The 25,752-nt window shown below is 71.4% G+C and carries 24 protein-coding genes; 16 read left to right on the top strand and 8 right to left on the bottom strand.

All coding sequences use genetic code 11. The features are described 5' to 3' along the window. Positions 1-28 precede the first annotated feature (28 nt). Genes ACTMVF_RS15230 through ACTMVF_RS15195 form a run of 8 tightly spaced genes read left to right on the top strand, consistent with a single transcriptional unit; the run spans position 29 to position 7,912 of the window. Entirely contained in the window at positions 29-1,099 is a 1,071-nt protein-coding gene (locus tag ACTMVF_RS15230) for a sugar ABC transporter substrate-binding protein (RefSeq protein WP_441271550.1), read from the top strand. Beyond that, entirely contained in the window at positions 1,096-2,622 is a 1,527-nt protein-coding gene (locus tag ACTMVF_RS15225) for a sugar ABC transporter ATP-binding protein (protein WP_441271549.1), read from the top strand. The genes ACTMVF_RS15230 and ACTMVF_RS15225 overlap by 4 nt, the downstream gene beginning before the upstream one ends. After that, on the top strand, positions 2,615-3,640 hold the full coding sequence (locus ACTMVF_RS15220; protein ID WP_441271548.1) for an ABC transporter permease: 1,026 nt from the start codon (positions 2,615-2,617) through the stop codon (positions 3,638-3,640). The genes ACTMVF_RS15225 and ACTMVF_RS15220 overlap by 8 nt, the downstream gene beginning before the upstream one ends. Before the next feature lie 46 nt (positions 3,641-3,686). Continuing rightward, the gene (locus ACTMVF_RS15215) at positions 3,687-5,039 is read left to right on the top strand and encodes an L-fuconate dehydratase (protein ID WP_441271547.1); all 1,353 of its coding nucleotides are present in this window, start codon (positions 3,687-3,689) and stop codon (positions 5,037-5,039) included. Next, positions 5,036-5,791 carry an SDR family NAD(P)-dependent oxidoreductase gene (locus tag ACTMVF_RS15210; RefSeq protein WP_441271546.1) on the top strand — a complete coding sequence of 252 codons (756 nt, stop codon included), beginning with the start codon at positions 5,036-5,038 and terminating at the stop codon, positions 5,789-5,791. The genes ACTMVF_RS15215 and ACTMVF_RS15210 overlap by 4 nt, the downstream gene beginning before the upstream one ends. Continuing rightward, positions 5,788-6,777: an aldo/keto reductase gene (locus ACTMVF_RS15205; RefSeq protein WP_441271545.1), complete on the top strand. Its 990-nt coding sequence runs from the start codon at positions 5,788-5,790 to the stop codon at positions 6,775-6,777. Before ACTMVF_RS15210 ends, ACTMVF_RS15205 begins: the two co-directional genes overlap by 4 nt. Continuing rightward, on the top strand, positions 6,777-7,091 hold the full coding sequence (locus tag ACTMVF_RS15200; protein WP_441271544.1) for an L-rhamnose mutarotase: 315 nt from the start codon (positions 6,777-6,779) through the stop codon (positions 7,089-7,091). The genes ACTMVF_RS15205 and ACTMVF_RS15200 overlap by 1 nt, the downstream gene beginning before the upstream one ends. Beyond that, positions 7,076-7,912, top strand: coding sequence for an amidohydrolase family protein (locus tag ACTMVF_RS15195; RefSeq protein ID WP_441271543.1), 837 nt, complete (start codon positions 7,076-7,078; stop codon positions 7,910-7,912). The genes ACTMVF_RS15200 and ACTMVF_RS15195 overlap by 16 nt, the downstream gene beginning before the upstream one ends. On the opposite strand, the gene ACTMVF_RS15190 is transcribed toward ACTMVF_RS15195, so the two are convergent. Then, entirely contained in the window at positions 7,900-9,321 is a 1,422-nt protein-coding gene (locus ACTMVF_RS15190) for a lipase maturation factor family protein (RefSeq protein WP_441271542.1), read from the bottom strand. The genes ACTMVF_RS15195 and ACTMVF_RS15190 overlap by 13 nt on opposite strands. A gap of 121 nt (positions 9,322-9,442) precedes the next feature. Between ACTMVF_RS15190 and ACTMVF_RS15185 the strand changes: the two genes are divergently transcribed. The 3 genes from ACTMVF_RS15185 (at position 9,443) to ACTMVF_RS15175 (ending at position 13,771) form a co-directional block, all read left to right on the top strand. Continuing rightward, positions 9,443-10,699 carry a DUF6777 domain-containing protein gene (locus ACTMVF_RS15185; RefSeq protein ID WP_441271541.1) on the top strand — a complete coding sequence of 419 codons (1,257 nt, stop codon included), beginning with the start codon at positions 9,443-9,445 and terminating at the stop codon, positions 10,697-10,699. Between the two features lie 89 nt (positions 10,700-10,788). Then, the gene (locus ACTMVF_RS15180) at positions 10,789-12,876 is read left to right on the top strand and encodes a SpoIIE family protein phosphatase (RefSeq protein ID WP_441271540.1); all 2,088 of its coding nucleotides are present in this window, start codon (positions 10,789-10,791) and stop codon (positions 12,874-12,876) included. 31 nt (positions 12,877-12,907) lie between these two features. Next, positions 12,908-13,771, top strand: a complete 864-nt coding sequence (locus ACTMVF_RS15175; protein ID WP_441271539.1) for an Fpg/Nei family DNA glycosylase — start codon at positions 12,908-12,910, stop codon at positions 13,769-13,771. Positions 13,772-13,773: 2 nt separating this feature from the next. Here ACTMVF_RS15175 and ACTMVF_RS15170 read toward each other — a convergent pair whose 3' ends face one another. From ACTMVF_RS15170 to ACTMVF_RS15160, 3 genes are all read right to left on the bottom strand, one after another. Beyond that, positions 13,774-14,427, bottom strand: a complete 654-nt coding sequence (locus ACTMVF_RS15170) for an anti-sigma factor family protein (protein WP_441271538.1) — start codon at positions 14,425-14,427, stop codon at positions 13,774-13,776. 151 nt (positions 14,428-14,578) lie between these two features. Next, positions 14,579-15,094: a hypothetical protein gene (locus tag ACTMVF_RS15165; protein WP_441271537.1), complete on the bottom strand. Its 516-nt coding sequence runs from the start codon at positions 15,092-15,094 to the stop codon at positions 14,579-14,581. A gap of 136 nt (positions 15,095-15,230) precedes the next feature. After that, positions 15,231-15,779, bottom strand: coding sequence for a sigma-70 family RNA polymerase sigma factor (locus ACTMVF_RS15160; RefSeq protein WP_441271536.1), 549 nt, complete (start codon positions 15,777-15,779; stop codon positions 15,231-15,233). 211 nt (positions 15,780-15,990) lie between these two features. On the opposite strand from ACTMVF_RS15160, the gene ACTMVF_RS15155 reads away from it, so the two are divergent. Next, a complete protein-coding gene (locus ACTMVF_RS15155; protein WP_441271535.1) occupies positions 15,991-17,139 on the top strand; it encodes a CapA family protein in 1,149 nt (382 codons plus the stop codon). Positions 17,140-17,196: 57 nt separating this feature from the next. On the opposite strand, the gene ACTMVF_RS15150 is transcribed toward ACTMVF_RS15155, so the two are convergent. After that, complete coding sequence (locus ACTMVF_RS15150; protein WP_441271534.1) at positions 17,197-17,670, bottom strand: MarR family winged helix-turn-helix transcriptional regulator; 474 nt, start codon at positions 17,668-17,670, stop codon at positions 17,197-17,199. A 57-nt stretch (positions 17,671-17,727) separates the two neighbouring features. On the opposite strand from ACTMVF_RS15150, the gene ACTMVF_RS15145 reads away from it, so the two are divergent. Next, the gene (locus ACTMVF_RS15145; protein ID WP_441271533.1) at positions 17,728-18,555 is read left to right on the top strand and encodes an alpha/beta fold hydrolase; all 828 of its coding nucleotides are present in this window, start codon (positions 17,728-17,730) and stop codon (positions 18,553-18,555) included. 54 nt (positions 18,556-18,609) lie between these two features. On the opposite strand, the gene ACTMVF_RS15140 is transcribed toward ACTMVF_RS15145, so the two are convergent. Then, positions 18,610-19,071, bottom strand: a complete 462-nt coding sequence (locus ACTMVF_RS15140) for a universal stress protein (protein ID WP_441271532.1) — start codon at positions 19,069-19,071, stop codon at positions 18,610-18,612. A gap of 88 nt (positions 19,072-19,159) precedes the next feature. On the opposite strand from ACTMVF_RS15140, the gene lysX reads away from it, so the two are divergent. Continuing rightward, the gene (lysX, locus tag ACTMVF_RS15135; RefSeq protein ID WP_441271531.1) at positions 19,160-22,438 is read left to right on the top strand and encodes a bifunctional lysylphosphatidylglycerol synthetase/lysine--tRNA ligase LysX; all 3,279 of its coding nucleotides are present in this window, start codon (positions 19,160-19,162) and stop codon (positions 22,436-22,438) included. Between the two features lie 117 nt (positions 22,439-22,555). Beyond that, positions 22,556-23,404, top strand: coding sequence for a polysaccharide deacetylase family protein (locus ACTMVF_RS15130; protein ID WP_441271530.1), 849 nt, complete (start codon positions 22,556-22,558; stop codon positions 23,402-23,404). A gap of 29 nt (positions 23,405-23,433) precedes the next feature. On the opposite strand, the gene ACTMVF_RS15125 is transcribed toward ACTMVF_RS15130, so the two are convergent. Continuing rightward, positions 23,434-24,108 (bottom strand): class F sortase, encoded by a 675-nt coding sequence (locus ACTMVF_RS15125; RefSeq protein ID WP_441271529.1) that lies wholly within the window; start codon positions 24,106-24,108, stop codon positions 23,434-23,436. A gap of 331 nt (positions 24,109-24,439) precedes the next feature. Here ACTMVF_RS15125 and ACTMVF_RS15120 point away from each other — a divergent pair, with 331 nt between their 5' ends. Further along, entirely contained in the window at positions 24,440-24,934 is a 495-nt protein-coding gene (locus ACTMVF_RS15120) for a hypothetical protein (RefSeq protein WP_441271528.1), read from the top strand. A 99-nt stretch (positions 24,935-25,033) separates the two neighbouring features. Here the strand turns inward: ACTMVF_RS15120 and ACTMVF_RS15115 are convergent, their stop codons facing one another. Beyond that, positions 25,034-25,540 (bottom strand): hypothetical protein, encoded by a 507-nt coding sequence (locus tag ACTMVF_RS15115; RefSeq protein ID WP_441271527.1) that lies wholly within the window; start codon positions 25,538-25,540, stop codon positions 25,034-25,036. Between the last annotated feature and the right edge of the window lie 212 nt (positions 25,541-25,752).

The following is a 25,752-nucleotide window of genomic DNA, read 5'->3' as shown; positions in this document are numbered from 1 at the left end:
TCGAACACGCTCAACGAGGAGCCGCCAGATGCACGGCACAACAGCGCGGAAGCAGAACAGCTCACGCAGGGGCAAAGCGGTGGCCGCGGTCGTCGGCGCCTCGCTGGTGCTCGCCGCCTGCGGCAGCACCAAGGACACCGGCGCCGCGAGCGCGGAAGGCGGCGGCAGCGGCAAGGTCGGGGTGATCCTGCCGCTGCTGACCTCGCCGTTCTGGCAGTCGTACAACGACTACGTGCCGAAGATGGCCAAGTCCGAGGGCGTCGACACGCTCAAGACGGTCAACTCCAACAGCGATCCCTCTCAGCAGATCACCGACATCAACAACCAGCTCAACCAGGGCGTGAAGGGCCTGGTCGTCGCCCCGCTGGACAGCGCCGCCATCGAGGCCGGGCTCGACCAGGCGGAGCGCAAGGGCGTGCCGGTCGTCGCCGTCGACGTGGCGCCCGACAAGGGCAAGGTCGCGATGGTCGTGCGGGCCGACAACATGGCGTACGGCGAGAAGGCCTGCCAGTACCTCGGCAAACAGATCCCCTCCGGCAAGGTCGTGCAGATCATGGGCGACCTGGCCTCGGTCAACGGCCGTGACCGCTCCGAGGCGTTCCGGGCCTGCGTGAAGAAGAACTTCCCCAAGCTGAAGGTCCTGGAGATACCGGCGAAGTGGGAGTCCGACACCGCGGCCTCCAAGCTGGACACCCTCCTGAACGCCAACCCGGACATCAAGGGCATCTATCTGCAGGCCGGCGGCGTCTACCTCGCGCCGACCCTCCAGACCCTGAAGTCCAAGGGGATGCTGAAGAAGGCCGGGCAGGCGGGCCACATCACGATCGTCTCCAACGACGGCATCCCGCAGGAGTACGACGCCATCCGCAAGGGCGAGATCGACGCGACCGTCTCCCAGCCCGCCGACCTGTACGCCAAGTACGGCATGTACTACATCAAGGCGGCGATGGAGGGGAAGACCTTCCAGCCGGGGCCGACCGACCACGACTCGACCATCGTCAAGCTGCCCAGCGGCATCCTGGAGGACCAGCTGCCCGCCCCGCTGGTCACCAAGGACAACGTCGACGACCCCAACCTCTGGGGTAACGCGGTCGAATGAGTACGCAGGTACGGAAGACCGTGATCACACCCCTCGTCGAGGCCCGCGACATCGTCAAGCGCTACGGCCCCACCACTGCCCTCGCCGACGGCCGCCTCACGGTGCTCCCCGGCGAGTCCCACGCCCTCGTCGGACGCAACGGCGCCGGCAAGTCGACCCTGGTCAACATCCTCACCGGCCTCCAGGCGGCCGACGAGGGCGAGGTCCGCTTCGACGGCGACCCCGCGCCCGCACCGGCCGACCGCGACGCCTGGCGCCGCAAGGTGGCCTGCGTCTACCAAAGGCCCACCGTCGTCCCCGAGTTGACGGTCGCCGAGAACCTGTTCATCAACCGGCAGCCGCTCAACCGAGGAATCATCAGCTGGCGCAAACTGCGCGCCGAGGCCGCCGAACTCCTCGACACCTGGGACGTCCACGTCGACCCCGAGGCCCGCACCGCCGACCTCAAGGTCGAGGACCGTCAAATGGTGGAGATCGCCCGGGCGCTCAGCTTCGGCGCCCGCTTCATCATTCTCGACGAGCCCACCGCCCAGCTCGACAACCGCGAGATCGAGCGGCTCTTCACGCGCATGCGGGCGCTGCAGGACTCCGGCGTCACCTTCCTGTTCATCTCGCACCACCTCCAGGAGGTGTACGAGGTCTGCCAGACCGTCACGGTCCTGCGCGACGCCCGCTGGATCACCACCGCCCCGGTCGCCGAACTCCCGCGCCGGGCGCTGGTGGAGGCCATGGCGGGGGAGTCGCTGGAGGCCATCGCCGAACAGGCCGTACAGCAGCCGGAAGTCGGTCACGACGCCCCCGTCCTGCTGGAGGCACGGGGGCTGACCTCACCGGCGTACCGGAACATCGACCTCACCGTCCGCCGGGGCGAGGTCGTCGGACTCGCCGGGATCAGCGGCAGCGGCAAGGTCGAACTCGCCGAGTCCTTCGCGGGACTGCACACGCCGACGGCAGGTACGGCCCAACTCGACGGCAGGCGGCTGCCGTTCGGCGATGTGCAGAGCGCGCTGAAGGCCGGAGTCGCCTGCGTCCCCCGCGACCGGCACGACCAGGGCCTCGTCGCCGGCATGACCATCGGTGACAACGCCACCATGAGCGTCCTCGACCGGCTCGGCCGCTTCGGCTTCGTCGGCACCGACCGCAAGCGCGGCTTCGCCGACGCCCTCATCAAGCGTCTCGACATCCACACCGAGGGCCCCGACCAGCCCGTTTCCGACCTGTCCGGCGGCAACGCGCAGAAGGTCGTCATGGCCCGCGCCCTCGCCTCGGACCCTCGGCTGCTGGTGCTGATCAACCCGACCGCGGGCGTCGACGTGAAGTCCAAGGAGTCCCTGCTGGCCCGCGTGGACAGCGCCCGGGAGGACGGCATCGCCGTGCTCGTCGTCTCCGACGAACTCGACGACCTGCGCCGCTGCGACCGCGTCCTCGTCCTGTTCCACGGCCGTGTCGTCGCCGAGCACCCGGCGGGCTGGCGCGACCACGAGCTGATCGCCTCCATCGAAGGAGTGGACAACCATGGCTGACACCAAGGCCCCACCGGCCCTGCCCGTGAAGGTGCCGGACGCCCGTGCCGCCAGGACGGTCCTGCTCCGCCGCGCCCGTGAACTCGCCCTCGTACCCGCCCTGTTGCTGCTCCTGGTGCTCGGCGCGGTGGTCAACGACTCGTTCCTCACCGAGCGCAACCTGATCTCCATCCTCGGTGCCTCGGCCGCGCTCGCGATGGTCGTGCTCGCCGAGTCGCTCGTCCTCATCACCGGCAAGTTCGACCTGTCCCTGGAGTCGGTGGTCGGCATCGCGCCCGCCGTGGGAGCGCTCCTCGTGCTGCCCGTCGCCCAGTCCGGCTGGGGCACCGAACTCCCGGCCGCGCTGGCCCTGTTGGCGGTCCTCGTGGTCGGCGCGGCCGTGGGTGCCTTCAACGGCATCCTGGTCGTGAAGTTCAAGCTCAACGCGTTCATCGTGACGCTCGCGATGCTGATCGTCCTGCGCGGTCTGCTGGTCGGCTCGACCAAGGGCAAGACGCTGTTCGGGATGCCCGACAGCTTCTACTCCCTCGCCACGACCACGTTCCTGAGCATCCCGATGTCGGTGTGGCTCGCGGCAGCGGCCTTCGCGATCGCCGGGTTCGTGCTCAAGTACCACCGCGTCGGACGCGCCCTGTACGCCATCGGCGGCAACGCGGACGCCGCCCGCGCGGCAGGCATCCGCGTCGAGCGCGTGATGCTCGGCGTGTTCGTCGTCGCGGGAACGCTGGCCGCCGCCGGCGGGATCATCCAGACCGGCTACGTCGGGGCGATCAGCGCCAACCAGGGCAACAACATGATCTTCACCGTGTTCGCGGCCGCGGTGATCGGCGGCATCAGCCTGGACGGCGGCAAGGGCACCATGTTCGGCGCCCTGACCGGCGTACTCCTCCTCGGCGTCGTCCAGAACCTGCTCACCCTCGCCCAGGTCCCGTCCTTCTGGATCCAGGCCATCTACGGCGGAATCATCCTGGTCGCCCTCATGATCGCCCGCCTGACGACGGGTCGGGCCCAGGACTGACCCCGCGCCGACCTCATCATCGACGGCACCGACCGAAAGGCCCTCCGTGTCCCCGACCCCCGGCACCCCCGCCCGCATCACCGCGGTCGACACCTACGACATCCGCTTCCCCACCTCACGCGAGCTCGACGGCTCCGACGCGATGAACCCGGACCCCGACTACTCGGCCGCCTACGTCGTGCTGCGCACCGACGCCGCCGACGGGCACGAGGGGCACGGATTCACCTTCACCATCGGGCGGGGCAACGAGGTCCAGGTCGCCGCGATCGAGGCACTGCGCGGACATGTCGTAGGCCGGCCCGTCGACGAACTGTGTGGCGACCCGGGGACCCTGAACCGCGACCTGATCGGCGACAGCCAGCTGCGCTGGCTCGGCCCCGAGAAGGGCGTGATGCACATGGCGATCGGGGCGGTCATGAACGCCGTATGGGATCTGGCGGCCAAGCGCGCCGACAAGCCGCTGTGGCGGCTCCTGGCCGACGCCGACCCGGAGTGGATCGTCCGGCAGATCGACTTCCGGTACCTCACCGACGCGCTCACGCCCGAGGAGGCGCTGCACCTCCTGCAGCGGGGCCGGGAGGGGGCGCAGGAGCGCACGGTGCGGCTCCTGGAGCGCGGATACCCCGCCTACACCACCTCGGCCGGCTGGCTCGGCTATGACGACGACAAGCTCACCCGGCTCGCCGCCGACGCCGTCGCCGACGGCTTCCGGCAGATCAAGCTGAAGGTCGGCGCCGACCTGGCGGACGACGTACGGCGTTGCCGCGTCGCCCGCTCGGTGGTCGGGCCGGACATCCGCATGGCGATCGACGCCAACCAGCGCTGGGACGTCGAGGAGGCGATCCGCTGGACCAAGGCCCTCGCCGAGTTCGACCCGTACTGGATCGAGGAGCCCACCAGCCCCGACGACATCCTCGGCCACGCGGCGATCCGCAGGGCCGTCGCCCCGGTGAAGGTGGCCACCGGCGAGCATGTGCAGAACAGGGTCGTCTTCAAGCAGCTTCTCCAAGCCGGCGCCCTCGACGTCCTGCAGATCGACGCGGCCCGTGTCGGCGGCGTCAACGAGAACCTCGCCATCCTGCTGCTCGCCGCCAAGTTCGGCGTGCCGGTGTGCCCGCACGCGGGCGGCGTCGGCCTCTGCGAACTCGTCCAGCACCTGTCGATGTACGACTTCGTCGCCGTCACCGGCACCACCGAGGACCGCGTGATCGAGTACGTCGACCATCTGCACGACCACTTCCTCGACCCGGTGGTGATCAGGGAAGGTCACTACACGGCACCCACCGCGCCGGGCTTCTCGGCCGCCATGCGACCCGAGTCGATCGCGCGGTACACGTTCCCGGACGGCGCCTTCTGGGCCGCCGACCTCCAGACGCAGAAGAAGGGGCACGCGGCATGAGCGACTTCGACGGTCTCAAGGCGCTGGTGACGGGAGGTGCCTCCGGTATCGGCCGGGCCACGGCCGAACTCCTCGCCGCGCGTGGCGCCCAGGTCGCCGTCCTCGACCTGGACCCGTCGTCGGTGGAGAAGCCACTGCTCGCCTTCCGTGCCGACGTCACCGACGACGCCTCCGTGCGTGAGGCCGTGTCAGCCGCCGTGGCCGACCTCGGCGGACTGGACGTGGTGATCAACAACGCCGGCATCGGCGCCCAGGGCACCGTCGAGGACAACGACGACGCCGAGTGGCACCGGGTCCTCGACGTCAACGTCGTCGGCATGGTCCGGGTCGCCCGCGCCGCCCTCCCGCATCTGCGCGCCTCCGCGCACGCGGCGATCGTCAACACCTGCTCCATCGCGGCCACGGCCGGGCTCCCGCAGCGGGCGCTGTACAGCGCGACCAAGGGCGCCGTGTACTCCCTCACCCTCGCCATGGCCGCCGACCACGTCCGCGAGGGCATCCGCGTCAACTGCGTCAACCCCGGCACGGCGGACACGCCCTGGGTCGGCCGCCTCCTCGATGCCGCCGCCGACCCGGCCGCCGAACGTGCCGCCCTGGAGGCCCGCCAGCCCACCGGCCGCCTCGTCTCGGCCGCCGAGGTCGCGGGCGCCATCGCCTACCTGGCGAGCCCGCTCTCCGGCGCCACGACCGGCACCGCCCTCGCCGTCGACGGCGGCATGCAGGGCCTGCGCCTGCGGCCGGTGGGCCAGTGAGGCGGCTCGGCGGCAGCGGCGTCCAGGTCAGCGAACTGGCCTTCGGCGCCGCGGCCATCGCCAACCTCTACACCGAGGTCGGCGAGCAGCAGGCGTACGAGGCGGTGGACGCCGCCTGGCAGCGCGGCATCCGCTACTTCGACACCGCCCCGCACTACGGCCTCGGCCTGTCCGAACGCCGCCTGGGTGCGGCCCTGCGCGAGCGCCCCCGCGACCGGTACGCGATCTCGACGAAGGTGGGCCGCCGCCTGGAGCCGTCCGACGCCATGGGCGACGACCTCGCCCACGGTTTCGCCGTCCCCGCCACCCACCGCCGCGTCTGGGACTTCAGCGAGGACGGCGTACGCCGCACCCTGGAGTCGAGCCTGCGACGCCTCGGCCTCGACCGCGTCGACGTCGTCTACCTCCACGACCCCGACGACCACGCCGAGTGGGCCTTCCGCGAGGGCTACCCCGCGCTGGAGAAGCTCCGCTCGGAGGGCGTCGTCGGCGCGATCGGCGCCGGCATGAACCAGGCGAAGATGCTCACCCGCTTCGTCCGCGACACCGACGTCGACGTGGTGCTGTGCGCCGGCCGCTACACGCTGCTCGACCAGGAGGCGCTCGTCGAGTTGCTGCCCGCCGCCGAGGCACGCGGCACGTCCGTCGTCATCGGCGGCGCCTTCAACTCCGGCCTCCTGGCCGACCCGAAGCCGGGCGCGACGTACAACTACGCCACCGCGTCACCCGAGTTGCTGCACCACGCCCTGCGCCTGAAGTCCGTCGCCGACCGCCACGGCACCACCCTGCGCGCCGCCGCGCTGGCGTTCTGTGCCGCCCATCCGGCGGTCGCGAGCGTGCTCGTCGGTGCTCGCTCGGCGGCCGAAGTCGTCGACTGCGCCCACCAGTTCGCGGCTCCCGTGCCGGCCGCCTTCTGGCAGGAGCTGCGCGACAGCGGTCTCCTGCCGCCCGACGCCCCCGTGCCCGCCCTCGTCGAGGAGCCGTGATGAGAGTCGCCCTGCACACCAAGGTCCGCGCGGACCGCATCGCTGAGTACGAGGCCGCCCACCGCGAGGTCCCGAAGGAGCTCACGGACGCCATCCGGGCCGCCGGCGCCACGTCCTGGACGATCTGGCGCAGCGGCACCGACCTCTTCCACCTCCTGGACTGCGAGGACTACGGCCGCCTCCTCGCCGAGCTGGAGAAACTGCCGGTCAACGTGGACTGGCAGGCCCGCATGGCCGAGCTGCTCGACGTGGTGCACGACTACTCCGGCGAGGGCGCGGACGCCGGCCTGCCCGTCGTATGGGAGCTGCCGTGATCGTCGACGCCCACGTCCACGTCTGGGACCTGTCGGTACGGGACCAGGACTGGATCGACGAACCCAGCCCGCTGCGCAGGAACTTCACGATCGAGGACCTCGCACCCGACGCCCGCGCCGCCGGAGTCGACCGCACGGTCCTCGTCCAGACGATCACCGTGCCCGAGGAGACCCCGGAGTTCCTGGCCCTCGCCGCCGAGCACGAGCTGATCGCGGGCGTCGTCGGCTGGACCGACCTCACCCGCCCGGACGTCGCCGACGAGCTGGCCCGGCTGCGGGAGCTGACCGGCGGGCCGTATCTGAAGGGCATCCGCCACCAGGTCCAGGGCGAGCCCGATCCGGAGTGGCTGCTGCGGGCGGACGTACGGCGCGGACTGGCCGCCGTGGCAGCGGCGGGGCTGGTCTACGACCTGGTCGTGCTGCCGCACCAGCTGCCGGCGTGCGTCAAGGCCGCCGCGGACCACCCCGGCCTCACCTTCGTCCTGGACCACCTGGGCAAACCGCCCATCGCCGCCGGCGCCCTCGAACCCTGGGAAACCGCCGTCCGCTCCCTGGCCGCCCTCTCCAACACGGTCTGCAAGCTCTCCGGCATGGTCACGGAGGCCGACCTCGCCTCCTGGACGGTCGACGACCTGCGCCCGTACGCCGACGTCGTCCTGGACGCCTTCGGCCCGGACCGGCTGATGTTCGGCTCCGACTGGCCGGTGTGCACCCTGGCGGCGTCCTACGGCCAAGTGGTCGCCACGGCGCGGGAGTTGACCGGCGAGTCCGATCACCAGCAGATCTTCGAGGCGACCGCCACCCGCGTCTACGACCTCTGAGCGACCCCGGCCAGCCTGGTCGGCGGCAGATACTCCCGCACATACGTCCGCTCCCAGCACGCGCCCGTCTCGCGCAGCTCACGCCAGGTCGTGTAGCGGTAGCGGAAGAGGCGGGCACGTACGTAGCGGGGCGGGGCGTCCGGTGGGAACGGTGAGCGGCGCAGGAGCTTCAGCGTGTCGCGGTCGTTCTCCAGGAGCCGCTCCACCAGGGCGCCGAACCACGCCCCGGCATACGCGGGCGACAGCGCGGCGAACCACATCAGCCAGTCCAGCCGCAGGTGGTAGGGCGCGAACTGGCGCGGCCAGCGCCGGGGGTCGCCGGGCTTGCCCTTGAACTCGTACTCCCGCCAGTCCGAGTCCTCTCGCGGTACGTCGTCGTCGGTGCCCTCGATCACCACCTCGTACCGGATCCTGCTGACGCTGCCGAACGCGCCGTAGGTGTTGACCAGATGGAGCGGGTCGAAGGAGCGGTTCATGATCTGGCGGCGGGAGATCATGTTGGCGACCGGGTGGTAGCTCAGGAACACGAGCAGTGCCGCGACCGCCAGGACCACGACCTCGTACCACAGCGGCGCGTCCGGCACGGCCGGCGGATCGCTCGGCCACTGGACCGCCGACAGGGCCAGCACGATGGTGATCCAGTTCAGCCAGGAGAAGTTGCCCGACAGAACCAGCCACAGCTGGGTGACGATCATCAGGGAGGCGGCTGCCGTCGCGATCGGCTGCGGGGTGAACAGGAGGACCGGCACGACGAGTTGGGTGAAGTGGTTGGCGGCCACCTCGACACGGTGCACGGGCTTCGGCAGATGGTGGAAGAACCAGCTCAGCGGCCCCGGCATCGGCTGGGTCTCGTGGTGGTGGTCCAGGCAGGTGAGTTTTCGCCAGCACTCGTCGCCGCGCATCTTGATCAGACCCGCCCCGAACTCGACCCGGAACAGGATCCAGCGCAGCAGGAACAGCACCACGACCGGCGGCGCCACCTCGTCGTTGCCCAGGAACACGGCGAGGAAACCGACCTCCAGCAACAACGACTCCCAGCCGAACGAGTACCAGGTCTGACCGACGTTGACGATCGAGAGATACAGCACCCACGGGATCAGCCACAGCAGCATGGCGCCCCACAGGGGCACCATGGAGTCCAGCCCGGCCAGCAGCGCCGCCGACACCGCGCAGCCCGACCAGGCACAGACGGCGAAGAACCGGTCCGAGTAGTGCAGTTGGAAGACGCTCGGGGCGGCCTTGAAGGGCACCCGCTCGACGAAGCGCGGCACGGGCAGCATGCCGCGTTCACCCATCAGCGCCCGGAACTGCAGGGCCGCCGTCAGGAAGGCGACGAGATACACGCCGGCCAGAGCCCGCTGGAAGACCAGCCGGCTCGTCCAGTACTCCGGTGCGATGAACCACTCCACGGCCGTGTCCTCCTCTCCTCATTGTCGCGCCGCCGACCCGGGTGACACTGCGTATACCACGCCTCCGTTTGCGTAACCCAAGTGAGTGAAGCAGACAATGGTGCAGGCAGTGGGGGACGACATGCCCGACGACAGGCGGGAGGACATGGTGCGGACACCCACCCGAACCATCGTCACGGCCTGCACGCTCTCGGCGGCGCTCGCCGTCACCGGCTGCGGCGCGGACGACGGCGACAAGGCCCCGGAATCGAGCGGGGAAGTCCTCCTCCAGCCCGCGGCGGGACAGGGGCCGGATCCCTTCACGGACACCACGGCGACCTCGACCGTCACCCCGTCGCCGGTCACCCGAACGCCGAGGCCGGCGCACTCGGGGCGGGCCGGGCTCCGGTCTCTGTCCGGCGAGACGCCCGGCCTGTACGCCGGTACCCGGGGCGCCGGCAGCTGCGATGTCCAGCGGCAGATCGACCGGCTCACCGCCGACCGGGCCAGGGGCCGGGTCTTCGCCCAGGCCGCGGGCGTCTCCCAGGCATCGATCCCCGGCTATCTGCGCGGACTGACCTCGGTCGTGCTGCGCGCCGACACAAGGGTCACCAACCACGGGTACCGCGACGGCATGGGAACGGGTTACCAGTCCGTCCTGCAGGCGGGAACCGCCGTCCTCGTCGACAGCCGCGGTGTGCCGCGTGTCCGCTGCGCCTGCGGAAATCCGCTGGCCCCGCCCGTCGGCCTGCGCGGCAGACCCGGCACCAGCGGCCGGGCTTGGCAGGGATACCGGCCGGACCAGGTGATCGTGGTGGCCCCGACGACGCAGCTGATCACCAACATCACGATCATCGACATCGCCGACAACACCTGGATCGAACGGCCGATCGGCCATCGTGGCCACGGCCGCGACCACGTCGTACGGCCGCCGAAGCCGGTGACCCCGACCCCGGTCCCACGCCCGCACGACAGCGCCTCCAGCGCCTCGCCCGGCGAGAGCAGCGCGTCCCCCTCGCACAAGTCGCCGACCGACTGCGCGACCCCGACGGTCACCGTCACCCCCAACCCTGGCGCCACCGACCCGCCGCCGAAGACCGTTCCCGCCGAGTGCCCGTCGGCCACCGTCACGGCGTCGCCCCCGACGGCCGACCCCGGCCGTACGCCCGCGTCGCCGGAATCCTCCGAGCCCGCGGAGTCCCCCGAGGAGTCGACCCCGTCCGACTCCCGGACGACACCGGACACCTCCCCGAGCCCTCCGGACGCCCAGCAGGAGACCGGCCACCCCGAGGCCGTCCCCGACACCCCCGACGTGCCCGACGGCGGCGGGCGGATCCCCGACGACCCGGGCACCACCGACAGCATCTTCGGCAGCCCCACCGACGTCTTCGACGGCTGACCGGGGCAGGGGCGACGTCCCGCCCACGGTCCGCAGGCAGTTCCGTCGCCCCAGTCGAAGATTCCGGCAAATCCTGGCAAGGTGGCCCCATGGTTGATCGGGGAGCGAGCGCCCTGTCACTCCCGGACGACTGGCCCGCCCACCCGGATCCGATCCTGGCGCTCAACCGCATGGGCAGTTTCGACTGGGACCTGGACACCGGTCTGTTCCACATGGACGCCCAGGCCCACGAGGTCTTCGACCTGCGCCCCGACGAATACGACGGGCACCCCACGACCCTCGCGGTCCGCGTGCCGCCCCCCGAGGCCTACCGGCTGGACGGCCTGGTCTCCAAGGCCCTGAAGGACGGCAGCGAGAACTACGGCGCCTACTTCCGCATCCGCTGCCGCGACGGCACGCTGCGCTGGACCCACACCCAGGGCTACATCCGCCGTGACGACACGGGCCGCCCGCGCCGCATCATCGGCATCCTCCGCGACGCCACCGACGAACTCGCCGAGAGCGAGGAGCGGCGCGAGCAGGCGGCCGAGGACGAGGCCCGCCGGCAGCAGACCAGCGTCGTCCAGCTCACCACGGCCGCCCTCGCGCACGCCCGCACCGTCCAGGACGTCATCGACGTCCTCAAGGACACCCACGGGCTGAGCAACCTCGGCGCCACCAGCCTCGTCATGGGCCTGGTCGAGGCCGGCCGCATCCGGCTGGTCGCCGAGGGCCCCGCGGGCAGCTTCGTGCCCGGAACCCTGGTCACCCGAATAGACGAGCAGTACCCGATGAGCGAGGTCGTGCGGACCCTCAGCCCGCGCTTCATCGAGTCGCCGGAGGAGTTCGCGGACCGCTACCCGATCCTCTGGCCGCACATCACCGACCTGAACATCACGGCCGCCGCCTATCTGCCGCTGATCGCCCAGGCCCGGCCGATCGGCGCCATCGGCCTGCTCTACAGCGACCGCGGCGGCTTCTCCCCCGAGGACCGCAACGTGCTCGTCGCCCTCGGCAGCAGCATCGCGCAGAGCCTGCAGCGGGCCATGTTCTACGAGCAGGAGAAAGACCTCGCCACCGGTCTCCAGCAGGCCATGCTGCCGCGCACCATCCCCAGCGTGCCCGGCGCCGACATCGCCGTCCGCTACCGCGCGGGTTCTGCCGCAGGCTCCCTCGGCCGGGACATCGGCGGCGACTGGTACGACCTGATCCCACTGCCGGGCGGCCGGGTCGGCGCCGTCATCGGCGACGTCCAGGGGCATGACACGCACGCCGCCGCCGTCATGGGCCAACTGCGCATCGTCCTGCGCGCCTACGCCGCCGAAGGACACACCCCGGCCACGGTGATGGCCCGCGCCTCCGTGTTCCTGCACGAGCTGGACACGGACCGCTTCGCGACCTGCCTGTACGCGGAGGCCGACCTGTCCACCGGAGTCGTGCAGGTGGTCCGCGCCGGCCACATCGACCCGCTGATCCGGGAGCCCGGCGGCGCCTGCCGTCGCGTCCCGGTCGAGGGCGGGCTGCCCCTTGGCCTGTCCGCGGAGTTCGGCCGGCTCGAATACCCGGTCGGCACCATCGAGCTGGACTCCGACCACACCCTGCTGCTGTGCACCGACGGCCTCGTCGAACAGCCCGGCGTCGACCTCGACGACGGCATGCGGACCCTGACCGCGCTCATCGCCACCGGCCCGGACGACGTGCGCGACCTCGCGGACTGTCTCATCGACGTGGCCGAGGAACGCGGCGGCGACGACGACGTGGCCCTGCTCCTGCTCCGCCGCCGCGTCCTGGACGCCCCACAGTCCGGCGGCCGCCTCCAGCAGCATGTCGCCCCCGGCGATCCCGAGGCCCTCACCGGAGCCCGGCACATGATCCGCGCCGCCGTGCGCGCCTGGGGCGCGGTCGACCGGGCAGACGAGGTCGAGCTGGTCGCCGACGAGCTGATCACCAACGCCCTGATGCACACCGAGGGCTCCGCCATCGTCACCCTGCGGGTCCTCACCGGCTCCGAACGCCGGCTGCGCGTCGAGGTCGAGGACTCCTCCAGCGCACTGCCACGCCGCCGCGAGGCGGGGGAGTCGGGCGTCTCCGGGCGCGGCCTGCTCCTCGTCGACCTGCTCACGGACGTGTGGGGCGTGGAGGCCCGGGGCGGCGGCAAGGCGGTGTGGTGCGAGTTCGTGGTGCCGGAGCGGAGCTGAGGCTGTCGGTGCCGGGTGGCACTCTGGACGTATGCCGGAACTCCCCGAGGTCGAAGCGCTCAAGGACTTCCTGACCGAGAACCTGGTCGGCCACGAGATCGTCCGTGTGCTGCCCGTCGCGATCAGCGTCCTCAAGACATACGACCCGCCGGTCACCGCCGTCGAGGGCCACGAGGTCGGCGCAGTGCACCGCTACGGCAAGTTCCTCGACCTCGTCACGGCCGACGGCCCCCATCTGGTGACCCACCTGGCCCGCGCGGGCTGGCTCCACTGGAAGGACGAGCTGCCGAGCGGGCTGCCCCGTCCCGGCAAGGGCCCGCTGGCGCTGCGCGTGGCCCTGGAGACCGGCGCCGGCTTCGACCTCACCGAGGCCGGTACCCAGAAGCGCCTGGCGGTGTACGTCGTGCACGATCCCCAGGAGGTCCCGGGCATCGCCCGCCTCGGCCCGGACCCGCTCGCCGCCGACTTCGACGAGACGCGGCTCGCGGCCCTGCTGAAGGACGAGCGCCGCCGGCTCAAGGGCGCCCTGCGCGACCAGAGCCTCGTCGCCGGGGTCGGCAACGCCTACAGCGACGAGATCCTGCACGCGGCGAAGATGTCCCCCTTCAAACTGGCGTCGTCACTGACACCCGAGGAGACGGCGAGACTGTACGAGGCCCTGCGGACGACCCTCACCGAGGCGGTCGAGCGCTCGCGCGGGGTGGCGGCCGGACGTCTGAAGGCCGAGAAGAAGAGCGGCCTGCGCGTCCACGGCCGCACCGGCGAACCGTGCCCGGTGTGCGGCGACACCATCCGCGAGGTCTCCTTCAGCGACTCCTCGCTCCAGTACTGCCCGACCTGCCAGACGGGCGGGAAACCATTGGCGGACCGGAGACTGTCGCGGCTGCTGAAATAGCCTCACCGCGGCTGGAGCGTCACCAGGTGCTCCCCGCCCGCCGTCCTGACCTCGTAGCGGACGATCTCGTCGGAGTGCATGGTCGAGGCGCCCCTCATGGTGTTCGCGCGGGCATCGTGGTCGGAGCCGTGCCAACTGGTCACGGTCTCTTCCGAGCCGTCCCGGCCGATGGCGATCAGGTGGCAGGGACGCTGACCCGACGCGTCCTTCACCTTCAGCTCCACCTGGCTGCCGTAGGCCTCGTTCTCGGTGGTGACCTGCGCCCACACACCCGACCGCGCGTCGGTCGCCTCGACGACCCGCACGGCCCCGCCGTCGCTGCCCGCCACCATCGCGACTCCGGGCCCGGCGAGGGCGATCACCACCGAGGCGGCCACGGCGTACATCGTGCGTCGGCGCCGGGCGCGGTGGCGGGCCGCCACCGTTTCGAGCAGCCGGTTCAGCAGCTGCGGGCCCGGCTTGGCCATGGGGTGCACGAACTGCGGTGTGGACCGCCGGTACAGCATCAACTGGCGCGTGACGGGCCCGAACTCGGTCACGTGTGCCGCGCAGCGCGGGCACTCCATGAGGTGGTCCTCGAAGCGGAATGCCTCCGCCTCGTTCAGCACGCCGAGCGCGTACGCGGCGACGTCGCGATGCCTCTCCAGGGACCTCATGCCGAATCCTCGTGCCGTTGGGTGTGGGGTGGGTTACTCCTTGCGCCCACTGGTACGCACCAGGCAGTCGAATCACTCAAGCCACGTACAGAATCGCAACCGAATGATTCGGAGCCGCCCGGGACGAGGATTGGTCCGAGGAGAAAAGAACTTAGAAAAGATGGATGGCGAGGTGCCCGAGCGGCAGTCCCAGCTGCCACGCCGGGGTCCACACCTTCGGCCCCTCGTCCTCACCGACCAGCGCACCGCCGCCCGGCACCGCGTTCAGATCGGGCGCGAGCAGCTCGGTTTCCTGCAGCCAGCGCCAGGCCGCCTCGGCCAGCTCCAGGTCGGGTGCGGGCCGGCCGGAGTCGACGGCCTCGGCCGCGAGGCCCGCCATGCGCTCGCGCACCCAGTCCTGCCACGGCTGGTCGTACGCCGTCAGCGACAGCCAGGTCTCCAGCTGGGAGACGACCCGGATGCCGGAGAGTTCGCCGTCGGTGTCGGACAGGAAGATGGTCAGCGCCAGGGCATCGCGCCCGGCGCGGAACTCGAAGGACGTCGGCGGCATGAGATCGCCGGTCCGCAGCAGCTCGTCGGCGATGTACTCGGCGTACAACCACGCCATGGGGACGGTGAGTTCACCGCCGCCGGTGCCGTCCGTGCTCTCTTGACCTCTGTGCAGCATCCCTTCCTGCCTTCCTCCGGTGAGTGCGTCGCCCGACGACCCCGGGCCCCGATCCGGAACACGGATGAGGACAGCCGATTACTCAACCGGGGTGTTCAGCAAGGCGCTTTACGGAGGTTTGACTCAGCCATTGGTTTCATTGCAGGTCGGCCGCGTATCCCGGAAGCACCCTGCGCAGGGCGCGCAGCGCGTAGTAGGCGCGAGACTTCACCGTACCGGGCGGGATACCCAGGGTTTCCGCGGCCTCCGCAACACTCGCCCCTTGGAAGTACACGAGCACCAGGACTTCACGGTGCTCCGGAGTGAGTGTCTTCACAGCCTCGCGGACATCGAGCATCTCCGCGGCGCGCTCGGCGTGGTCGGAGATCACGCGCGCGTTCTCCAGGATCGCGTCCCCGACCTCCGGCGGCCGCGCCTGCCGGGCCCGCCGCGCGTCGATCGCGAGCCGCCGCCCGACGGTCAGCAGCCAGGGCCGTACGGAGTCGAAGTCGTCGGCGCGCAGGGCCTCGGGATGCTGCCAGGCGCGCACCAGTGTCTCCTGCACGAGGTCCTCGGCGCGCTGCCGGTCGCCGTCGCAGAGCCGGAGCAGCAGCGCGAAGAGGGGCCGGCCGTGCTCGCGCTGCAGTGCGGCGAGCTCGTGCTCGGCGGTCGTCGTCCCGTTCGTGAGGGTGGTTCCGGCCGTCATGGCCGTATGGCATCGCAGGCGGCCGTTGTGGGACAGAGCACACACACGGATCTGCGGCGGACGGTCGATCGCGTCGGCGAACGGTACGACGAACGGTTCCTTCCGCCTAGCCGGGGCGCGCCGGACGGGCTAATGGAAGCGGCCGGATTGTTTGCGAGGCTGCCCGGTTTCATACGTATTGGTGGGTAATACGACCACACGGGGTGAGCTGATGATTGCACGCAGTCGACTCGTGGCCCTCGCTCTGACGGCCGCCCTCGCCGCGGGCGCCGCCTGCCAGGCCAACGACCACAAGGCGCCGGGACACCCGGGCGCCTCCGCCAAGGGCCCCCGCGGCTTCACGCTCGTCGCCTCCGGCGACATCCTCCCGCACACGTCGATCATCGACCGGGCGCGCTTCGACGCGCGCGGCTCCGGCTACGATTTCCGCCCGATGTTCGCCGGCGTCGAACCCGTCGTCTCCCGCGCCGATCTGGCGCTGTGTCATATGGAGACGGTCTACGGCGCGGACGGCCGGTACTCCGGCTACCCGGCCTTCAGGTCCCCGCCGGAGGTCGCCAAGGGGATCGCCGCCACCGGCTACGACGGGTGCTCCACCGCCTCCGACCACAGCCTCGACGACGGCGCCGCCGGCATCCTGCGCACCCTGAACGCCCTCGACGGGGCGCGCGTACGGCACGCGGGGACGGCGCGCACCGAGGGTGAGGCGCGCTCCGTGAGGGTGCTGCGCGCGGGCCCGGCCAAGGTCGCGCACCTCGCGTACACGTACGGCGTCAACGGCTTCCCGCTGCCGCCCGGGCAGCCCTGGGCGGTCAACCTGATCGACGAGAACAAGATCCTGGCGGACGCCCGCGCCGCCCGGAAGGCGGGCGCCGACGTGGTCGTCGTCTCGCTGCACTGGGGTACCGAGTGGCAGGACGCGCCCGACGCCACGCAGACGACCCTCGCCCGCGACCTCACGGCCGCCCGTGCCGGTGACCGCCCCGCCATCGACCTGATCCTCGGCACCCACGCCCATGTCCCGCAGGCGTACGAGAAGGTCAACGGCACCTGGGTGGTCTACGGCATGGGCGACCAGGTCGCCGGCGCGATGTACAACGAGCAGGGCGTCCAGGACCCGCGCGGCAACCAGTCCACCCTCGGCCGCTTCACCTTCACCGCGCCGGACGAGCCCGGCGGCCGCTGGGAGGTGTCGAAGGCCGAGTTCATCCCGCAACTGTTCGACATCGACGCCGGCCGCGTGATCAACCTCAACCGGGCGCTCGAACAGGGCGCCGAACTGCGGGGTGTGCGTGACCGGATCCGGGACATCGTGCTGAGCCGGGGCGCGGCCAAGGACGGGCTCACCATGGGGGAGTAGGTCGGTCCACGTCGGTCGGGCCGCGTCCGTCGGTCCATGTCGCTCACTCCATGTCGGTCAGTCCGCGTCCATGTGGTCGAAGGTCTTCAGCATCTCCTTCAGCACGCGCACGCAAGCCCGCAGCTCGCCCTCCGTCAGATCGCCGCCGACCTGCCGGTTCAGGGCGTGCTCGCGGGCGAGGATCGCGGTGATGACGGCCGTGCCCTCGTCCGTGATCCGGATCAGCGAGGACCGCTGGTGCGCGGGGTTGGGGGTGGCCTCGACCCAGCCCCTGGCCGCCGCCTCGTTGACCATGCGCTGTACGAACTGCCGGGTCAGCGTCATGACCCGGCCCATCTGGGGCACCGTCATGGGCCCGTACCGGTGCAGCAGGACCAGGACGGAGCGCACGCCGACGGACACGCCCTCGACCTCCTCGCCCTGTTCGAGCTTGCGCAGGCCGCGCCGGTAGAGCGCGCCGATCAGGTCGAACACCTCGCTGATCCGGTCGCCGAGGTCGTCGGGGGAGAGGGGCTTGCCGGAGTCGTCCACCGGACCATCATGACACCTGGGTTGCCAAACTTCCCTGAAGGTGACACCTTGGTTGTCATGATGACAGCGACGACAGCTTCGGATCTGCGTTTCTTCGCCTCCCCGGACGGCGACCTCGCCTACCGCGACACCGGTGCCGGGGACCTCGTGGTCCTGGTGCACCCCGGGTACGTAGACCACCGCGTCTTCGACGACCAGATACCGGCGCTGGTCTCCGCCGGCTACCGCGTGATCGCGCCCGACGTACGCGGGCACGGCTGCTCCGCCAACGCGAGCAAGCCGTTCCGCTGGGCCGACGACCTCGGCGACCTGCTGCGCCATCTCGATGCCGGACCCGCCGTCCTGGTCGGTGTGTGCATGGGGTCGGCGGTCGTCACCGACACCGTGCTGGAGTACCCCGAGCTGGTGCGGGCGGTGGTCGTCAACGGCGCCGGGACCAGCGCGTTCGAGTACTCCGATCCGTGGACGCTGGAGCGCGTCGCCGAGTCGGCCCGCATGCTGGGGGAGGGCGACGTCGCGGGCTGGATCGAGGCCTTCGCCAAGAACGTCTCGGGGCCACATCGCGCCGTCGACGAGGTCGCCCCCGACGCCGTGCGCAGGATGCGGGAGATGGCGACGCACACGATCGCCAAACACACCGCCGGCGAGACGGACTGGCACGTGCCCCTCGACGCCCCCTGGAGCCGGGTGCCCAAGATCGACGTACCCGTCCTCGCCGTCCACGGCGCACTCGACGCGGCCGACGGCATCGAGATGGCCGAGCGGGTCGTCCGAACCGTGCCGAACGGCCGCTCGGTGACGATCGAGGACACCGGGCACTACCCGAACCTGGAGAGGCCCGAGGTCTTCAACGAGATCCTGGTGGACTTCCTACGGGCTCTCTGAGGCCGGTCGGTTCAGCCCTTGGCCGGGCGTCCCGCCCGCCCTGTACGGCGGGGCCTACGGCACCACCGTCACCGGCCACCGCCCCGCCTTGACCAACCGCACCGCGACGGAGCCGACGATCCGGTGCCCGGCCTGCTCCGAGGCGCCCACCACCACGGCGTCGGCCTTCAGGTCGTCGGCCGCCTTCACCAGGCCGTTGTAGGGGTCGCCGTGGAAGGTGTGGAACTCCCAGCGGACGTCGAATATCCCCTTGAGCCGCTCGGCCGCGTCCCGGATCTGGGCGATCAGGTCCTCGGCGATCTCGTCGGTCGTCTCCGCGACCGGCGCCCCGAGCGCCGCGCCTGCCGTCATCACCGGCTGCACGTACACGACGGCGAGCAGCGCGTGCTGCCGTCGCGCGAGACCGCCGGCGTAGGCCGCCGCGCGCAGCGAGGAGTCGGAGCCGTCCACCCCGACCACGATGACCTTGGGCCCGTCCGTGCCCCGCTCGAACCGGTGCGCGTGCTGTTCCGTCACGGCACGGAGGCTATCGGAGACCGCAGGTCCCGCCGCCGGGCAGGGCGCTCGACGGGCGAACGGGCCCAGGGCTTCCTACAGTCGGAACATGAGTGCCACCGTGGAGGCCGTCCCGGACAAGGACACCACGGGCCGGATACGGTCGCCCGGCGACGGCCTCCTGAGCAGGGTGCCGGAGGGTTTCGCGACGTTCTTCGGCGCCCTCGGACTGCTCTGCGTCCTGCTGGCCCTCATCCCGCCCTTGCGCACCGCGCTCCGCCCGGTCGTGGCCGCCCTCGACCAGATCATCGTCCCCGTCAGCGCCAACCTCGCCTACGCGGTTTTTCTCTTCCTGCTCGCCGCCGCGACGGCCGCCCGCAAGAAGATCGCCTGGTGGCTGGTCGTCGTCTACCTGGGCCTGCTCGTCCTGGCCGACCTCCTCGGCACGGCCCTCGGCGAGTACGCCGACGCCGTCCCGTCCCTCGTCGTGTGCGGCCTCGCCCTGGCCCTGCTGGTCGTCGCCCGGGGGGAGTTCTACGCCGCGTCCCGCCATGCCGCCGTACGACGGGCCCTCGGCGTCCTGGCCGCCGGGCTCGGCATGGGGATCCTCGTCGGCTGGGGGCTGGTCGAGCTGTTCCCCGGCACGCTGCCGCGCGGCCAGCGGCTGGCGTGGGCCGGCGACCGGGTCTGCGGCGGCCTGGTCTCCGGCGCCTCCTACGACGGACGGCCGCCGCGCCCCCTGTCCTTCCTGCTCGGCCTCTTCGGCGCGCTCGCCCTCCTCAACGCCGCCGCGACGCTGTTCCGCTCGCAGCGCATGGAGGCCGCCCTGCACGACGACGAGGAGGCCCGTATCCGCGCCCTGCTCAAGGCGTACGGCGACCAGGACTCCCTCGGCTACTTCGCCACCCGGCGCGACAAGGCCGTCATCTTCTCGCCCAGCGGCAAGGCCGCCGTCACCTACCGCGTCGAGGCCGGCGTGTGCCTCGCCGGCGGGGACCCGGTCGGCGACCGGGAGGCCTGGCCGCACGCCATCGCCGCCTGGCTGGACGCGGCCCGCCGGCACGCCTGGGTGCCCGCCGCGATGGGCGCCTCCGAGGACGGCGCCCGGGCATACGCGCGCGCCGGACTCGGCGCCCTCCAGCTCGGCGACGAGGCGATCCTGAACGTGCCGGACTTCGACCTCGACGGCCGCGACATGCGCGTGACCCGGCAGGCCGTCCACCGGGTCCGCCGCACCGGCGCCCACTGCCGCATCCGCCGCCACTCCATGCTCACCGAGACGGAGATGGAGCAGGTGATCGACAAGGCCGACCACTGGCGCGACACCGAGACCGAACGCGGCTTCTCCATGGCCCTGGACCGCCTCGGCGACCCGGCCGACGGCGGCTGTCTCCTGGTGGAGGCCCTCGGCGAGGACGGCGAGCTGCTCGCCCTGCTCTCCTTCGTGCCCTGGGGCAAGGACGGCATCTCCCTGGACCTGATGCGCCGTGACCGCGGCGCCCCCAACGGCGTCATGGAGTTCATGGTCGCCGAACTGTGCGCGGTGGCCCCGAAGATGGGCATCCGCAGGATCTCCCTGAACTTCGCCGTGTTCCGGTCGGTCTTCGAGGAGGGCGCCCGCATCGGCGCCGGACCCGTGCTGCGGCTGTGGCGACGCCTGCTGCTGTTCTTCTCCCAGTGGTGGCAACTGGAGGCCCTCTACCGCTCCAACGCCAAGTACCGGCCGCAGTGGTTCCCCCGCTTCCTCTGCCACGGCGAGGCCGCCTCCCTCGCCCGCATCGGCCTCGCGTCCGCCATCGCCGCGGGATTCCTCTCCGTACCCTCGCTGCACAAACTCCGCAGAAACGGGCACCCGCGAGGCGGGCCGCGTCCCGCGACCACCGAAGGACTGCCCTCGCTGGCGGCGCTCGGCCTCGCCGGAGGGGACGAGGCCGGGGCGGCCCGGCCGGATGCGGGCCTGCCCGAGCAGGTCCGCATCCGGCACCACACCCTCGACCGGCTGCGCGCCGACGGCATCGACCCCTACCCGGTGGGCATCCCGGCCCGCACCCACGCCCTCGCCGACGTCCGAGCGGGCGAGCAGGTCACCGTCGCCGGCCGGATCATGCTCGAGCGCGACTTCGGCGGCCTCGTCTTCGCCGTACTGCGCGACTGGTCCGGCGACCACCAACTCGCCCTCACCCGGAGGGACACCGGCGCCGCCCTCGACCGCTTCACCGCCGACACCGACATCGGCGACCTCGTCACCGCCACCGGCCTGGCCGGCGTCAGCGACAAGGGCGAACCCACCGTCTTCGTCACCTCCTGGCAGCTCGTCGGCAAGTGCCTGCGCCCCCTGCCCGACAAACGCCGCGGCCTCGCCGACCCCGAGGCCAAGGTCCGCATGCGCTACCTCGACCTGGTCTCCAGCCCCTCCGCCCGCGACGTGGTCCGCACCCGCTCCACCGCCGTCCAGGCCCTGCGCCAGGGCCTGCTGGAGCGCGGCTACCTGGAGGTCGAGACACCGGTGCTCCAGCAGATCCACGGCGGCGCCAGCGCCCGCCCCTTCACCACCCACATCAACGCCTACGACCTCGACCTCCATCTGCGCATCGCACCCGAGCTGTACCTGAAACGGCTGTGCGTGGGCGGCCTGGAGAAGGTCTTCGAGATGGGCCGCACCTTCCGCAACGAGGGCGTCGACCACAAGCACAACCCCGAGTTCACGATCCTGGAGGCCTACCAGGCGTACGCCGACTACGACGTGATGCTCGACCTCGTCCGCGAGCTGATCCAGGGCGCCGCGACCGCCGCCTTCGGCTCACCTGTCGCCCGCAAGGACGGCGAGGAGTACGACATCTCCGGGCAGTGGCCGGTCAGGACGGTGTACGGCGCGATCTCCGAGGCGCTCGGGGAGGAGATCGACCCCGGCACGGAGCTGCTCAGGCTGCACAGGTACTGCGACCGCGCGGGCGTGCCGTACACGGCCGACGACGGCCACGGCGACATCGTGCTGGAGATGTACGAGCGGCTCGTCGAGGAGAAGACCCGGCGGCCCACCTTCTACAAGGACTTCCCGACCGACGTCTCCCCGCTCACCCGTCGGCACCGCGACGACCCCCGGCTCGCCGAGCGCTGGGACCTCGTCGCCTTCGGCACCGAACTCGGCACCGCCTACTCCGAACTCACCGACCCCGTCGAGCAGCGCCGCCGCCTCACCGCCCAGTCCCTGCTCGCCGCCGGGGGAGACCCCGAGGCGATGGAGCTGGACGAGGACTTCCTCGACGCCCTCGAGTACGCCATGCCGCCCACCGGCGGCCTCGGCGTCGGCGTCGACCGACTGGTCATGTTCCTCACCGGCCTGACGATCCGGGAGACCCTGCCGTTCCCCCTGGTGCGCCGCCGCTGACACGCCGTCATGAGCTCCGCGGCCGACGCAACCGGAGCTGCGCCGGTCGGGCGTTTTCCTGCCGCCGTACCGGTGTCGCCGTGGTGCGTCGGCCCCTCACCGGGCGACTGATCACTCATGACGAAGGATCAGTCGCCCACCCGTCCGCTCACGCGACGCCGTGCACTGTTCGCCGGTGCCGCCGCGGTCGGAGCCGCCGGCACCGCCGGACTGTTCGCGACGGTCACGGACGAGGAGCCGGTCAGGACCGCCGCCCCGGCCGCGGGCCCGCAGGCGCACCGCGCGCTCAAGCCCTCCGCCTACCGTCTCGAACCCCTGACGGGTTACGGCCCGCCCCGCGCGGCGCACCGCCGCACGCTCGTACGGCGGGCACCGTACCTGCGGGTGTCCGGCAGGGGCCGCACCATGGTGCTGACCTTCGACGACGGCCCCGACCCCCGCTACACCCCGCACATCCTGGACACCCTGCGCGAGTACGACGTCCGCGCGATGTTCTTCGTGTGCGGCGAGATGGTCGCCGACCACAAGGGGCTCGTGGCGCGGATGGCCGACGAGGGCCACGTCGTCGGCAACCACACCTGGTCCCACCCGCTGCTCACCCGTCTCAGCCGCGGCCGGATCCGCGCCGAGATGGAGCGCACCTGCGATGTCGTCGAGGAGGCGTACGGCGAACGCCCGGCGTGGTTTCGCGCGCCCTACGGCGCCTGGAACCGCGCCACCTTCCAACTCGGCGCCGACCTGGGCATGGAACCGCTCGCCTGGACCGTCGACACCCTCGACTGGACCACGCCCGGAACCCGCACGATCGTCGACCGGGTGGAGCACGGTGCCGCCCCCGGCGTCGTGGTGCTCTCGCACGACGCCGGGGGCGACCGCTCCCAGAGCGTTCGCGCACTGCGCGCCTATCTGCCGCGGCTGCTGGACTCCGGCTATTTCGTCACCGTCCCGGAACGGAAATACCGCTGACGGCTCTCGCCGGCCCGGCCGGGGAAGGCTCAGCGGACCTCGACCAGGCTGGCGAAAGCGACGACGTTCCCGTCATATCCGTTCTGCTTGGAGAAACCGCCGCCGCAGGTGATGACCCGCAATTCGGGGGTCCCCTTGGAACCGTAGACCCGGTCGCCGGGGAAATCGTTCTTCTGGAACACCTCGATGCCGTAGACCTCGAAAACGGCCGTCTTTCCGTCCTGTCGGACGATCTCGACGCGATTCCCTTTCTGCAGGCCCCCGAGACCGTAGAAGACGGCGGGGCCCTGAGCGTTGTCGACATGGCCGACGACCACCGCGGTGCCCTTCTCGCCGGGGGAGACGGAGCCGGTGAACCAACCCGCCAGGTTCGGGTCCTCCGGCGGCGGCGCGCCGACCCAGCCGTCCACGTCCAGACCGACCGGGATCACCGGTGCGTCGACCTGGATCCCGGGGATCCTGACCCGGTCCGGCAGGGCGTACGGCAGCGGCTGCACGGCACCGGCGAAGATGCTGCCGGACACCCGGCCGCCGTCCGCCGCGGCCGCCGTCGCGGGCTGCGGCGGCCCCACGTCGAACTCCCCCGAACCATTGCGAATGAGTGCGAGGCCGGTGAGCAGAACCAGCGCTATCACGCCCCAAGGAGCACGCTTCTTCCGGCGTTCCTCCTCTTCGGCCAGTTCGGCCAGTTCGGACGCAGACATTCGACTTCCCCTCTCGACGCGGCCGTCGCCACGTCATTCGCGCATACCAGAACGCTAAGTCCCGGGCGCGCAACCGGCGACGGGGCGGATACGAACGGGTGGTCCGACGCCCTTCGGTGCGCCATCCGAGTTGCCGCTGACAGGAAAATTCTGACGGTCCGTGACCTGCGGCAATATCCGATTGTGGGCTTATGCGGCGGCGTGTCCTCTCACCAGGACGGACCATCGCCGAAATGCGGCCCCGGGCACGGCATCTGAGGGTCTTTCTGGGAGGTGCTTTCTCGCCGATCGACCGGGGACGGTTCCCGGGGCGCCTTCCGCGGAGGATCACATGCGAACTACTCGTGCCCTGGCGGCCGCTGCCACCGCGGTCGCAGCCCTCGGACTCGCCGCCCCGGCGGCCACCGCTCGGGACGGCATGATCGGCCCGAGCAATATCGTCGCCCTGCCCAGTGTCATCGCCCGCGGGGCACCGCTGACCATCACCGTCGACGGCTGCCCGCACGGCGGCACGGCGACCTCGGACGCGTTCCGGCCCACGCGGTTGACCCCGGTCGGCGGCAGCACGGCCAAGGGCACCGCGATCATCGACAGACACGCGAAGCCGGGTGCGCACAGCATCACGGTCACCTGCACCGGCGCCGGCAGGCCGCTGACCCACCCGAACGCCTTCACCGTCATCGGCGGCGTGCGTGGCGGTCTCGGCGGCAGCAGCTCCACCGGTGCGACACCGACCGACATGGCCATCGGAGGTGGGCTCATTGCCGCGGCCGTCATCGGTGGCGGGGTGTTCTGGATGCGCCGCCGGGCGGAGAAGCGGATCTGAGCTGTTGCCCGTCGCCGACATGTCGCAGGTTCCCAGGCCTTCGCCCCGGCCCCCGTCGAGGGGATCCGGGGCGAAGGCCTGTGCGGGTGGGGCCTGACGTCAGGTGTCGTCCTCGCCGGTGGGGCGCCGGGACAGGTGGTACGCCGTCCCGAGCGAGGCCGCGATGAGCGCTCCGCCCAGGCCGATCTCCTTCAGGTCCAGCCCGGCCAGACTGCCACCCTCCCCGGCGTGCACGCCATGCTGCGGGTGAGGACGCATCGGCCCGGGCCGCCCGCCGGCGATGGTGAGGTCGACGCTCTGCCAGAAGGTGCCGCAGTAGAACGACACCTCGTACACGGCCCCCGGTCTGGCGTCCCGGTCGACCGTGACCCTCGTCGTCGTCCGCCCCCTGGGGATGGTGACCGTGTCGAACACCCCCGACGAGACGGCCACGCTCTGGTCGCAGCCGGTCGCGCGCAGCTTGACCTGGCCGCCGGGCGCGACCGTGGTGGGCAGTACGTTGACCCAGAAACCCGAGGCGTCGCCGCGCGCCTGGGCGGCGGGGGCGGCCATGGCAAGGGCGCTGACGGCCAGCAGCGCGGCCGAAGCGATGCGTATCGCGTGCATGGTGTTTCCTCCCGGGTCCCCGAGGAGCAGCCGCGGACTTGTTCCGCTTGCGCCGGAAATGCACCTCGATGACCGGAACGCTAGAAAGGCGCACACACCTGCGCGATCGCTGTCGTGCGAATGGGGCAAGAGTGTGGGCCGCTCAGGGGACGCCGTTCCCGCGACCGGGGGACGCGAGCGACATGGCTGATGCTCGCCGAGTGCCGACGCCG

This window comes from Streptomyces sp. SD31, assembly GCF_052068475.1.
Taxonomy (GTDB): domain Bacteria; phylum Actinomycetota; class Actinomycetes; order Streptomycetales; family Streptomycetaceae; genus Streptomyces.
Note: the sequence above shows the minus strand (reverse complement) of the source record. Positions and strands in the feature narration are given on the sequence as shown.